The following is a 13040-nucleotide window of genomic DNA, read 5'->3' on the forward strand; positions in this document are numbered from 1 at the left end:
TCATGAACTATGCAGTAACTATTTATGACGAAAGCCATCTTGCGGGCTTAGTTGCTGCACGCAACGCAGAGCAACGTGTATTTCAATCACTTGCTCTGCTCGACACGCAAGTAGAGTTCACACAAGCACTTAAAGATGCACGGGACTTTGGTATTCGTTATGTCATCTTCGGTATACCTGAAGACATAGGCCCCCGTGCGAATTTAGGTAAAGGGGGTGCTGATGAAGGTTTCAGAGCATTCTTATCAAAATTTCTTAATTACCCCGTAAATGAATTTACACCTGTTCAAAATGTCTTACTGCTCGGCGAAGTGGATTGTTCTGATTTGCAGGCTCAAAGCCGCGATTTGGATAATAGCAATACCGCGGATTTAGAACAATTGCGTGAATTATGCGCACAAGTTGATGCACGTGTTGAGCCTATCATGGCAGCGGTGCTAGCAGCGGGATTAGTGCCAATCGTGATAGGTGGCGGGCACAATAACTGCTACCCGTTACTCAAAGCGAGTGCTACGCATCACGGCAGCGCTATCAATGCAATTAACCTTGACCCCCATGGTGACTTTAGAGCACTTGAAGGTCGCCACAGCGGTAATGGTTTCCATTACGCGGCGAGCGAAGGTTATTTAAAAAATTACCACGTCATTGGCCTTGATCAGCAAAAGAACAACAGCACTATCCTTGCGACCATGGCGCACTATGGCAATCACTATACTAGCTATCACGACCTTAAAGTAATCGCCGAGCACAGCATTGCGCAAAGCGTGAAAAATGCTAAAACTGCTTTTGTTCACAAAGCACCTCTTGCAGTTGAGCTGGATATCGATGCCATTACGTTGGCTCCGGCCAGCGCATTTAATTATCGAGGCTTTACGTTAAATGAAGCTGAGCAATACGTGTATAACGCAAGTAAGGACTCAGAGGTGGCATATTTGCACCTTTGTGAAGCCGCGCCAAGCCAAGATCCGAATGGTTACTACGCGGGAGCTAACGCTGCTGGACAGCTGCTGAGTGCATTGGTTATTGCATTCTTAAGAGCAAAAAATTAATTTTAGGCATTAAAAAAGGGCTCTCTTGAGCCCTTTTTTAATGCCTAAAATGAATAAATCAGTACGGAATTTCTTGGTTTTTAAGCTTATGATGCCACTGTCGAGTCCAACCTAGCAGGCCATCTGAGCGAAGTGGATGTGTGAAAATATATCCTTGCGCACCGTGAATGCTGAACTCTTTGATATAACTTAGTTGAGCTGGGCTCTCGATACCTTGGCAGATAACTTTTGCCTTTAAGTGACGATGCATATCAATAAGGCCGTTTAATAACGACTTATTACCACTGGTGTAATCTACTTCCGCCGTTAGTGATGGATTAACCTTTACATAATCCAAGTTGATTTTCGGTAATTTCGCGAGAAATAGCGGGGTTTCACCTAACCCATCCAAACATAAGTGCACACCCACTTGATGTAAACGGCGTAGCAATGACAAAGTGTCATCATCGAGTGACATCAATACAGGTAATGGACACTCGATAATTAAGTCACCCGGCAACAGCCTATGCTCAAGCAGCATGCGTTGTGCAAAATCAACAAATTCATCATGAATAATCTCTTCACCGAATAAATTGACACTCACAGGCATAGCTAAACCATCCATTTTTAGCGCCATTGCCATTTCTGCTGCACGTTCAAGTACATAAAATGCAAGTTTGTAACCACGCCCTACTTCGCGAAGATTATCAATAAACTCGCGCGCATCTAAAATTCCGCGCTCAGGATGGTTCCAGCGCAACAGAAGTTCCACATAAAGCAATTTGTTCTCAGGCAAACCAACAACTGGCTGGAAGTACAATTCAAAGTCTTGTTCAAAATCGACCGTTGTTAATTCCTTGAGTTGCGCTCGATGCGCCATCGCTTTTTGTTCAAGGCCAACGTCATAGACACCAATGCGTTGAACAGGGTTAAACTCCAGTGTCTTAAACGTTTGTCCTACGAGTTCATCCAGTGGAAGTTCTGACGCTCGCCCGCTAGTTAAGGCAATGCGAGGAGATAACTCAACCACACCTTGGCGGGAATTGAATGGCTTTTGAATAGCATCTGCAATATGTTGTGCCAGTTGCTCGTGACTGTGAGCTTCCTCATCCAAATCAATCAATAGCCCATAGCAAAGAGGGGCAACTTGGAACACTTGCGGCTGTAATTTAGTGTTGCGCTGCAGATTAATGACGCGTGACTGCAATTGTTCACCTAACTGATTAATTCGAGCGAGGCTTTGTGTAAGAATGAGTTCTGCAAACTCTTGTCCCAGCAAGCGGTTTAACTGTTCATAACCTTCAATTTGCACCAACAGCATAGCCACGTCGGTGCTGCGTTCTGCACGCCATGTATTATATTGGGTGACGGCATGTGACCACGATATTACAGGGAAGGTATGCTCTTGGAATTCACTGCGCGATTGCGTTGGCGAGAAGCCTTGAGCTTGAATTTCTTCATCTATCTCGCTCTCTAAGTCCATAAACGCCATTAGCTGTAAGACTAAAGGTATCAAAGTAAGCCAAGCAGATTGCAATGATACGCCATATGCAATCATAACGAACGCCAGCTGCACCGCAACCAGCCCAGATCTGATGTAGAAAGTCTTTTGCGCTTTGTAACGATAAACCAACCACCATCTAGCGGCAAAAGTAGCAATTAGCAGCGCGCTGGCAATCAGCCAGTTGCCACTTATAAATGCCAATCCTGACACAGAGTAAAACATCGCGCTGATGCCATCTTTGCGTTCACTGATCAATACAACACTGATGACGAGCGCCATCATGAATAAACCGCAAATAAATGCACCAAGCTGAAGACTGGTTATCATAGTTATTATCGTAGTTAATTTGTGCCTGTGGCCATTAGTATAGCCACAATTATTGCAGCCATATTGTTGTTAGCCGCCCATCATCAGAAAGCTTTACTTAATACTCCCTGAACCCAGAGTTTTTTCAGTGGACCTGTACCGAATTCATAACTAAGTTGCGACGGGTGTTCAATGTCCCACAACGCAATATCAGCCCTCATTCCTTGCGCCAATTGACCTCGATCTTCTAGCCCCAATGCCTTCGCTGCATGACGCGTAACCGCTTGCAAACTTTGACCCGGTGTTAGTTTAAATAATGTACACGCCATATTCATCATTAACAAGAGTGAACAAAGCGGAGAAGTACCTGGATTAAAGTCGGTAGCTATAGCGATAGGCACTTGATATTGATGTAATAATTCTAACGGCGGATATTTAGTTTCGCGTAAGTAGTAAAACGCACCGGGCAGCAAAACAGCGACCATTCCCGCGTCTTTCATTGCTTTCACGCCAGCTTCATCGAGGTATTCAAGATGGTCAGCTGACAAAGCTTGATAACGCGCAGCGAGTTCAGTGCCATGCATATTCGACAATTGCTCAGCATGTAGTTTTACATTGAAGCCCAGCTCTTTTGCGCGCTTAAACACGCGTTCTGTTTGCGCTTGGTTAAAACCAACGTTTTCACAAAATACATCAACCGCACTTGCAAGCTTGCGGTTTGCCACTTCAGGCAGCATCTGCTCGCACACTAAGTCAATGTACCCATCCGCGTCGTTTTTATATTCAGGAGGCAAAGCATGCGCACCTAAAAATGTACTTTGAATGTTTATCGGGTGGTGTTCGTCTAAAATAGCAGCCACTTCCAGCAGCTTCAGCTCACTTTCCAAATCTAAGCCGTAGCCCGATTTAGTTTCGACTGTGGTCACCCCTTCACGCAGTAACGCATCTAGACGCTGCTTTGCTTTGCTAAATAACGCCTCTCTATCCGCCTCGCGCGTTGCTCGCACCGTTGTGGCAATACCGCCCCCAGATTGAGCGATGCTTTGATAACTCTCTCCTTGCAAGCGACGTTCAAATTCTTGTGAACGGTTACCACCAAATACAATGTGGGTATGGCAGTCAATCAAACCTGGCGTGAGCCATGCGCCCTGAGCTGAGTAAACAGGAATAGACAACAAATCTAATTCTGGCATCTGCGCCATTGGACCAATCCACGCAATTTTGTCACCACTGAGCAAGACCGCTCCTTGCTCAATAATCCCATATTCGTCATTTGGTCCTGTTGGCACCATTGTCGCGATATTTGCATCGATTATGATTTGGTCGATGTCCATGATTGTGTCCATGAAAACTCCTAAACTTACCCAACTTGTATATACAAGAATAATGTGCCAATGTTTACACAAACAGCACAGCAGTGCAAAGGATAAGTATAGAGTCGGGAGTGAGTGTGGGCACAGCAAAATACAGTGAAATTAAAACCCATATTTTGACGCAAATTCGCAGTGGCCAGTGGCAAGAAAACCACCGTGTACCCTCAGAAAATCAACTTGCTCAGGAATTTGCGGTGAGCCGCATGACCGCTCGTAGAGCATTGAGTGAACTCACTGACGCAGGCATACTCACCCGCACCCAAGGTTTAGGCAGCTTTGTTGCCAGTTTTAAATCCCAATCTTCGTTGTTAGAAATTCGCAACATTGCGGACGAAGTCAAAGAGCGCAGGAGCAATTACAGCTGTGCAGCAGTGGTATTGGAGTCAATAGAAGCACTAGCACCGATTGCTATCGCCTTAGGTGTGGAACCCAGTACTCAGGTGTACCACAGCGTACTAGTGCATTATGAAAATGATGCACCGCTGCAAGTTGAAGAACGATTTGTAAATCCAATGCTAGTACCTGAATACTTACAACAAGATTTCACGGTGACTACCCCCCATGAGTATTTAACTCATGTCGCACCATTAACCGAAGCACGCCATACCGTGGAAGCAATCACACCAAACACGCAAATGTGTGCGTGGCTCAATCTCTACAATGAAGAGCCATGCCTGCAGGTCATCCGTCGTACTTGGTCCGAACACGGTATTGTAAGCTTTGCTCGCTTAGTATCTCCGGGCAGTAAATACCGCTTGGGTGGCCATTTGACCTTTGGTAAACGCAGCTAAACAACAACCATTTTCGGCATGACCCTAGCTGCTACTGAGCGACTAGATGTCATGTTGATAAGTAAAACCGAGTGATTCAATATTCGAGCCATCAATATAACGTTGCGTTGACTTTGTGACACTGTAAGTCGGCGCTTTTGTGCCCAACTTATGACAATGCTTGCGATAGTAATCACCTTTAGTCGGGTGTGAAGGATGCACTAGGTTGTACATATTGTCACTGTCGCTGTAACGCGCGCACAGCGCTAACAGTGCATTGATAACATCAGCACGATGAACCATATTCACAGTATCGTCTTCGTGGGAGGATAACTCTTTGCCACTAACAAAGCGTCCCGGCTCTCTATTAGGGCCCACAAGACCACCTAAGCGTATAACTTTTGCGCCAGCCTCCAAGGCAAGCAACTCAGCTTGATAGAGGCGCTGCTGGCGCGCACTACTCAGGGACAACGTACTGTGCTCATCATAGCAACCGGAGTCGTTGTCATACACGCCTGTGCTTGAGCATAATACAAAACCTTGCGCGTCCAAGTGCTTTGCCAGTATTAGTGTCTGTTCAAGCGTTTGCAAATAGTTACTTGGGCCTCGACGCTCACCTGGGCTCATGGCACACACCCAATACGCGCCAGTGAGCGACACGGTATGTGTTAACTCACCTACTTCATTAAGATTAAAAATGCGGTCGTAGTCTTGCTGGATATGATGTCGATGAGTCGCCTGAACCTCCCAGCCCTCTTGAATTGCTTGTTGAGCTAACGCATCACCTAACCAACCGGCACCAATAATCACCATTTTTTTATTCATTATTTAACCCTAAAAACTAACATTCGGACTACACTTTCTAGCACGTGCTTGAGATAGGACCCCAATGTATGTATCTGATTCGATTAATTTATGCGTCTCGTGTTAATGACTCACTTAATACTGAGGATGTTGCTCAGATATTAGATAGCTCACGCGCCAATAATAACAGAAGTCATATTACCGGTTTGCTGTGTTTTAATCACAAATACTTCTTACAGTGCTTGGAAGGTTCTCGTGCCAAAGTCAATGAGCTGTATCAGCGTATCCTCCACGACGAGCGCCATGCTGATGTATTGTTGTTGAGCTACGGCGAAGTAAGCGAGCGCCATTTTAGCAACTGGAGTATGGGTTATGTGCCAGCAACCAAAATCACCCAAGAGATAACACTGAAGTTTACCGGCAACGGTAAGTTTAATCCTTACGAAATGGCGGGTTCCAGTGCCGAAGCTCTGATGATTGAACTTGCACACAACACCCCTACATTAGAATAAACTCAACTACACCTTGCTTTAGATCAAATCGCTCGAAGCACATTTTTCCTAAACTAGCGCGCATACTGAATAAAATGAGTATGCGTCGTGATCAATCAAGTCCAATGGCAAAATGAGCTAATTAACAAATACAATGTATCTGGCCCAAGGTACACTTCCTACCCGACTGCTTTGCAGCTAGAAGCAGGGGCAAACACGCAAACGCTTGTGCACGCATTAGAGAGCTGCGAGACACATGCCCTATCTTTGTATATTCATATCCCATTTTGCCATCAGCTGTGTTACTACTGCGGCTGCAACAAGGTGGTGACGCGTCATCAGCATAAAGCCGATCTTTATCTAGATTACCTCGAAAAAGAAATGGCAATGTTAAGCACGCATTGTCAAACGTTCGACGTGCAACAGCTACATTTAGGTGGTGGCACTCCGACGTTTCTTGATACCGAGCAAATGGCGCGGTTAATCACACTGATTGAGCAACACTTTAGCGTTAATAGCAATGCTGAGCGCAGTATCGAAGTAGACCCTCGCGATCTTGCTCTTGAGCGCATCGATGAGCTCTACGCCTTAGGTTTCAACCGCATCTCATTCGGCGTACAAGACTTTAATGATGATGTACAAAACGCGGTGAATCGTCCGCAATGTGCAGATGAAGTAGAGGCGTTAGTTCGTCGCGCAAAAGCAGTGGGTTTTAAGTCAGTCAACGTTGATATGATTTATGGCTTGCCGCTGCAGACGCCAGAATCGTTTGCTGTATCCATTGAACGTCTCATCGACATAGGCCCAGATCGCGTATCGGTATTCAACTACGCTCATTTACCCAGCCGCTTTGCGGCGCAGCGTAAAATTAAAGATGCGGACTTACCTAGTGCAGATGCCAAGCTCACTATGTTTAAACAAACCCTAGAGCGTATGATTAAAGCTGACTATCAATTCATTGGCATGGATCACTTCGCGAAAAAGGATGATGAGTTGGCTATCGCCCAACGCGAAGGGCACCTGCACCGTAACTTCCAAGGCTATACATTAGGTGGCGACTTACCCCTTCTGGGCCTTGGTGTGTCGGCTATTTCACAAATTAATCGCCACATCATCCAAAATGAAAAAGAGCTCAAGCATTACTACCAAGCACTAGAGCAAAACCAGTTAAGCGCCTGCAAAGAAATCACACTTAGTGAGGAGGATGAGCTTCGTGCTGCGGTGATAAAACAACTCATTTGTCACTTTGAGCTCGACATGGATGTGTTTTCAGCACGTTTTGGATTCAACTTCAAACAACACTTTGCCCAGGAATTGGCGCGGTTAAAAAGCTTCGTGGACGATGAAATGCTGGAGTTAACCCAAAGCCAGATTCGTGTCACAGCCAAAGGCGTACTCTTCATTCGTATTATTTGCATGTCTTTTGATGAATACATGCAAAGCCAGATTAATCAGCAGCGCTTTTCGCGAGTGATATAAACACCAATGATGTGACACAAAAAAGCCACCGAGAAGGTGGCTTTCTATTTTGCATCAATTACATAAACACGTGTTTGGTACTGGGGTCAGCAGCAAATTCTTGTACCAGCTTGGCGCTATCTTTAAGAATTTGTTCCTCGAGCTCCTGCTCTTTACGCCAGCGCTCACTGTCTTGCTTGAAAATCTCTTTTTTCGAATATTTCTTGCGCGCTTCATGGGTCGGTAAATCTTTGACCGCTTCATACATAGCGAAGACGCCTGGATATTCAGACTCTAAAGTCACTTCTTGCTCGAACTGATACTGACTCATCAGTACCCATACACGCAAACAACCCTCAGAGTACTCACACTGACCTTCTTTCATTGCTTTGGCTATCAGGTTAATGCTGTCACTTAGTTTGGCATTACGTGCAGCGCGCTTTTGCGCATATTGCTCACGCTTTTTCTCCACCAGGCGGTTTTGCTCACGCACTTGCCACAACAAACGACCCGCGTAAAATGCTAAACCAGCAATTATTAACGTCCCGATAATTATCGCGATGAGCCAAACTGCACTCATTTTTCGTCCTCGTCATCGAGCCACTCGTCTGCCAACGAATCGTTCATAAAGCCATCCAACATGTCTTCATCGTCTTCGAAGTCGTCATCGTCCAAGCCTAAGATCTCACACAGTTTCTGGTGACGATCAACTTTCGCGTTGAAGTATTTCGCATCTTTACCTTGCAAAATTTCACCGTTGTCGTGACGCTCAATCAACGCAAGGAAACGCTCATCTGACTCCAATTGTTCGAGCTCTTGCTCTGGCGTCAGTTCTGGCTCTTTATAAGTTGAGAGCACAGCCTGAGGTTTCAGATCTTTGCGCACTTTTGGTTGCTGCACCGGTTTTGCTGCAACTGGCGTCAAATCAATAGGTGTTTTACTCCCCGTGCGTTTATCTGCACTGCTACGACTCGTGCTTTCAGTCGTCTCAACTTTTAACAACTGAGAATTACGGTTGCCCGCTTGAGCACCCTTTTTCTTTTTCTTCGTACGCTGTTCTTTAATAGCACGAAGTTCTCTTAACTTATCTTTGCTTAAGCGCGCAGTGCCATTGTTAATGACTTTGCGTGACTTTCTCTTTCTGGTCATGTTGTATCTCTACTGTGCGGACTTTGTTAAAAAGATGACATCGGCCGCAATAAATTCAAGGTCTAACCCAAAACGCTTTGCAATATAGGCAAAGGTTTCTTTGCTGTAAAAAGCAATATGGGTTGGGTCATTTTTATAGTGCCAAGTGGCGAAGCGTTGTACATCGATCACCAGTTTAGTCATTAACGCTAACGTTCCACCTGGGCGTAATAATTCTAGCCACAACTGCAACACCGGTTGCGGCTGTGCCAAGTGCTCTATGACTTCTGTACTGCTAACAAAATCATAGTCACGCTTTAAAACCTGCTCATCAGGATGATAGTACAAGTCGTACAAAGCCACATCGTGCCCCAATTCCCGCAACATAGTTGCAAGCATGGGCGCAGGCCCACATCCAAAGTCTAAGCCAACACTCGAGGCAGACAAACGAGCATTCAGGGGTTCACATACCCTGGAAAGAAAACGGCGATAACCTTCATCAGCAAGATCATTTTCATGCTGATCATAAATCGCTTTTTCCTCATCCCTATTCAAGTGTTGCTCTGCGGCAACAAAGACCAAAGCACATGCATTGCATTGCCAGTAATCTCGATTTTTGTCTTGATGATAATGACTGATTTTTGTGCAGTCGCACAAAGGGCAGGATTTTTCTTTCATGGCGCGCATTGTAACAGGACAAATAAAAAGGCGGTAGAGTAAACTCTACCGCCTGGTAACTCGAGCGCCAATTGATTGGACACTTCTCCCTTCGACTTTTTCAGTCTGTATTTATTATTTTTATTGTCACTTTCCGTATTGTTTTTATTTTCTTCCGTGCGGTGTTTTATTTTTATCGGTCTTCCTAACTCTTTGTTCTTCTTCCATGGCTTGCATCACTTGATGCTCCCCTAGCACACAAAGCCGCCGCAATTCCTTTGTTTCAATCCCTGTTGTTCTTGTTTTTCGCGACAGCATTAATTTACTCACTCACAATTTAGTTACAACTGATTTATAACTTTTTTATTACTTAGCCTAAATTAAAATATGATAAAAACAAATAATTTCATTAAGTTAGCATTAATCTTAATGAAATTTTGAATAATAACGCACAGCCAACTATGGTCAATGTCTCACAAATGAATAGGGCAATTGTCCTATTTGATTTTTAGACATAAAAAAAGCAGCTAATGCTGCTTTCTTAGATATTTTTTCAAAACTAATCCATTTATATGGTTTAGCTTAGTGGAGGCCACCAAGGTACTTTGACAATACTTCGATGTCTTTGTCTGTTAGTTTTTTCGCGATATCACGCATCATGCCATTGTGGTCATTTGCACGAACACCATCACGGAATTTCTCTAGCTGACTTTTAACATACTCAGGGTGTTGGAAAGACACTTTAGGGAAACCTGCAAGTGACGTACCGTTACCACGAGGACCGTGACACGCTGCACAAGCTGGAATGCCGCGCTCAGCATCACCTGCTTTATAAAGCATTTGGCCAACTTCAACCACTTCTTCAGGTGTAGACCCTTCAGACATATTCAGTGAAGAGAAGTATGCAGCCAAGTCTTTCATGTCTTGGTCGCTTAATGGCATCGCCATACCGCTCATAACTGGGTCCATACGACCTTCTTTGCCGCCAGACGTCATGCCAAGTTTGAATTCTTTCAATTGCTTGTAAATGTACTCTGCATGCTGACCAGCAATTTTAGGGTACATATTAACTGGGGCGTTACCATCTGCGCCGTGACAAGCAGCACAAGTAGCCGATTTGTCTTTACCAGCGTTAATGTCGCCATCGAATGCTGCTGCGTTGTTTGCACTCAACACACCAACTAGCAAAGTTAAAGATAGTGCTAATTTCTTCATGGTAAATTCTCTGTTCCAGACCCTGTATTTCAATACAATCGTTTCGATGCAATGCCACTATTCTACACGATAAAAATTTCTCTGGCACGTTTTCTACTCATATTAAACTTATAAAAAGCGGGGTTTTATACAAAAAAAGTAGTGCACAACAGATTTAAATCAATTTATTGTTGGATTGTAGAACCTTTAGGTTCAGCCAATTCTGATATAAAATGGCGATTAGATCAGTTAAGCGCCCCTCACTCAGGAGTCAATGTGGCCAAATCACGTGTCAACTACACCAAAGCGGAATTCATCACCAGTGCCCCGGATATTACAAAATTGCCGGAAGACACAGGGATTGAAATCGCGTTCGCTGGGCGCTCTAACGCCGGAAAATCAAGCTCATTAAATACCTTAACTGAGCAAAAGCTAGCACGTACGAGTAAAACGCCTGGTCGTACACAGCTAATTAATGCCTTTGCACTGGATGAAGGGCAACGCCTCATTGACTTACCTGGTTACGGTTTTGCCAAAGTACCTATCGAAATGAAAAAGAAATGGCAGAAATCGCTAGGCGAATACTTACAAAAGCGTCAAAGTCTAAAAGGTTTGGTTGTGCTGATGGATATTCGTCATCCACTAAAAGATCTCGACCGCCAGTTAATCGAATGGGCGTCAGGCAGCGGTATCCCTGTTCTTGCGCTGCTAACTAAAGCAGACAAGTACAAACAAGGTAAGCGAAAATCAGAAGTACTGCGTATTCGTCGAGAGCTTGCTGAAGTGTCTGAGGAAATTAAAGTCCATGCCTTTTCTTCATTAAAAGGCACAGGCTTAAATGAATTACAGAAGCAGTTAGATGAATGGTTCTTAGGCCCGCATCAAGCCCCTGCACCGAGCGAAAAAGAAGTCGCTCCGGAGTAAATTACAAAGCCTTCATGCGTGGTCTCGATCAGCTCTTGGGCCCACGCATAAAACACCGTTCGCGTAATCTTCGCCTCTACTCCATGAGGTAATGACAGATAAGGTACGTTTTGACCGTGCACATCTTCATGCACAATAAGCGGATGCTTTTGCCCTACGACAAACTCACGTCCCACATTATCGGTACAAATAAGGACTGCGTGGGCATCGTTTTTAGACGTGTCTTCCAAACGCCAATCAAGAATTAACAAAGGTGCATCCTCCACCTCAATAGCCATCTTTTCCACTGGGGTTTTTAGATAGTATTGATCATCTTCGCGACACAACACCTTAGCAAAGAGTTTTACTAATTTATGTCGTTTGATTGGACTGCCAGCATGGTGCCATACACCATCGCTTGAAATACGGATATCAATGGCGCCACAATTTTGTGGCGACCACGTATGCAAAGGCGCACTGGGCTCTTCTATTTGCTTGATCAACGCGCCAAGCGTATCCGAGCTGTTACTTGCCATTGAGTGTGAGCACAAATGACACTGGCACAGCACGTGTAATTGACTGCAGGCCTGCAATCTTTTGCAACTCATCAATGCCAGCCATCAAGGAGAAATCACTGGGGTTTACCAGTACCGGAGTCAGTGAGCTGACGACGATTTTGTTCTTTTTATCTAATGTCGCAATGAGATTAATGGTTTGCGTTTTTTCTTGACCGTGCAAAGCAAGTTGCGCTGCGACTTCAGCTTGCGCCCACCCTTTTGCTTTCACCTCATCCAATAACGCTTTTACATCCGCCGACACTGTCATAGTTGGAAATTCAACAGTATTAAATAAGAATTTTTGCATACGCTCGTTGCGAATAGGAATTTGTGTTTCAACGCTCGCCAAATCAATTTCCAACGAAAATTTGCCATCATCACTTAGCTCGCCGGCGATGCTTTTAAAATGATGGTTCTCCGCCACAGCGTTATTTTTTACCGATACGAAATTCACGCGGCTATGCTCATTTTCTACCTGCCACGCTGCAAACGCTTGCGTAGAAGAAATTAACATAGCTGGAACCAGTAAGGACTTGAGAGAAATATTAAACATGACGCATTCCTTATAATTTGTATGATTACTGCCAAGCATGATAGCAAGCATATCGCTGTTTTATCATTCTTGCTGGCTTAAATGTCGTTAAATTTAGTTAATTCTGTTTTAGCGGGCGCTAATGAACTAGGTATGTCCAATTACCAAAATTGCGAGATGAGATTGCAAATGTGTGATGCTTTACACCGGCGAGATAATAATAACTTTTGAGCGTTAGAAAGAAAAAGCCGGCTTGCGAAAACACAAGCCGGTTATAGCAATCTGGGGAGAAGCTATCAATACGCTGTACCATCGCAAAGCGAGTGGCACATCAT

Annotated in this window: 14 protein-coding genes; 5 read left to right on the forward strand and 9 right to left on the reverse strand. The window is 44.5% G+C overall.

Annotation, left to right across the window (positions count from 1 at the left end):
• Positions 1–2 precede the first annotated feature (2 nt).
• Positions 3–1049, forward strand: a complete 1047-nt coding sequence (locus ACH19P_RS00415) for a formimidoylglutamase (protein ID WP_462156581.1) — start codon at positions 3–5, stop codon at positions 1047–1049.
• 58 nt (positions 1050–1107) lie between these two features.
• Here the strand turns inward: ACH19P_RS00415 and ACH19P_RS00420 are convergent, their stop codons facing one another.
• A complete protein-coding gene (locus tag ACH19P_RS00420; RefSeq protein ID WP_462156582.1) occupies positions 1108–2859 on the reverse strand; it encodes an EAL domain-containing protein in 1752 nt (583 codons plus the stop codon).
• Between the two features lie 83 nt (positions 2860–2942).
• On the reverse strand, positions 2943–4184 hold the full coding sequence (gene hutI, locus ACH19P_RS00425; RefSeq protein ID WP_462156583.1) for an imidazolonepropionase: 1242 nt from the start codon (positions 4182–4184) through the stop codon (positions 2943–2945).
• Positions 4185–4288: 104 nt separating this feature from the next.
• On the opposite strand from hutI, the gene hutC reads away from it, so the two are divergent.
• Entirely contained in the window at positions 4289–5002 is a 714-nt protein-coding gene (gene hutC / locus ACH19P_RS00430; RefSeq protein WP_462156584.1) for a histidine utilization repressor, read from the forward strand.
• A 42-nt stretch (positions 5003–5044) separates the two neighbouring features.
• On the opposite strand, the gene ACH19P_RS00435 is transcribed toward hutC, so the two are convergent.
• Positions 5045–5806, reverse strand: a complete 762-nt coding sequence (locus ACH19P_RS00435) for a Rossmann-fold NAD(P)-binding domain-containing protein (RefSeq protein WP_462156585.1) — start codon at positions 5804–5806, stop codon at positions 5045–5047.
• Between the two features lie 68 nt (positions 5807–5874).
• Here ACH19P_RS00435 and ACH19P_RS00440 point away from each other — a divergent pair, with 68 nt between their 5' ends.
• Positions 5875–6297: a BLUF domain-containing protein gene (locus ACH19P_RS00440; RefSeq protein WP_462156586.1), complete on the forward strand. Its 423-nt coding sequence runs from the start codon at positions 5875–5877 to the stop codon at positions 6295–6297.
• A gap of 87 nt (positions 6298–6384) precedes the next feature.
• Entirely contained in the window at positions 6385–7755 is a 1371-nt protein-coding gene (gene hemN / locus ACH19P_RS00445) for an oxygen-independent coproporphyrinogen III oxidase (RefSeq protein ID WP_462156587.1), read from the forward strand.
• Positions 7756–7813: 58 nt separating this feature from the next.
• On the opposite strand, the gene ACH19P_RS00450 is transcribed toward hemN, so the two are convergent.
• The 4 genes from ACH19P_RS00450 to ACH19P_RS00465 form a co-directional block, all read right to left on the reverse strand.
• On the reverse strand, positions 7814–8314 hold the full coding sequence (locus ACH19P_RS00450; RefSeq protein ID WP_462156588.1) for a DUF2489 domain-containing protein: 501 nt from the start codon (positions 8312–8314) through the stop codon (positions 7814–7816).
• The gene (gene yihI, locus ACH19P_RS00455; protein WP_462156589.1) at positions 8311–8883 is read right to left on the reverse strand and encodes a Der GTPase-activating protein YihI; all 573 of its coding nucleotides are present in this window, start codon (positions 8881–8883) and stop codon (positions 8311–8313) included. Before yihI ends, ACH19P_RS00450 begins: the two co-directional genes overlap by 4 nt.
• A 9-nt stretch (positions 8884–8892) precedes the next feature.
• The gene (locus ACH19P_RS00460; protein WP_462156590.1) at positions 8893–9540 is read right to left on the reverse strand and encodes a class I SAM-dependent methyltransferase; all 648 of its coding nucleotides are present in this window, start codon (positions 9538–9540) and stop codon (positions 8893–8895) included.
• Between the two features lie 561 nt (positions 9541–10101).
• Entirely contained in the window at positions 10102–10734 is a 633-nt protein-coding gene (locus tag ACH19P_RS00465; RefSeq protein WP_462156591.1) for a c-type cytochrome, read from the reverse strand.
• 255 nt (positions 10735–10989) lie between these two features.
• On the opposite strand from ACH19P_RS00465, the gene yihA reads away from it, so the two are divergent.
• On the forward strand, positions 10990–11637 hold the full coding sequence (gene yihA / locus ACH19P_RS00470; RefSeq protein ID WP_462156592.1) for a ribosome biogenesis GTP-binding protein YihA/YsxC: 648 nt from the start codon (positions 10990–10992) through the stop codon (positions 11635–11637).
• Here the strand turns inward: yihA and ACH19P_RS00475 are convergent.
• Both ACH19P_RS00475 and ACH19P_RS00480 read right to left on the reverse strand, forming a co-directional pair.
• Entirely contained in the window at positions 11595–12152 is a 558-nt protein-coding gene (locus ACH19P_RS00475) for a DUF1285 domain-containing protein (protein WP_462156593.1), read from the reverse strand. The two genes, yihA and ACH19P_RS00475, sit on opposite strands and share 43 nt — an antisense overlap.
• Complete coding sequence (locus ACH19P_RS00480) at positions 12142–12726, reverse strand: YceI family protein (protein WP_462156595.1); 585 nt, start codon at positions 12724–12726, stop codon at positions 12142–12144. The genes ACH19P_RS00475 and ACH19P_RS00480 overlap by 11 nt, the downstream gene beginning before the upstream one ends.
• Positions 12727–13040 lie beyond the last annotated feature (314 nt).

This window comes from Pseudoalteromonas sp. GB56 (assembly GCF_054923835.1).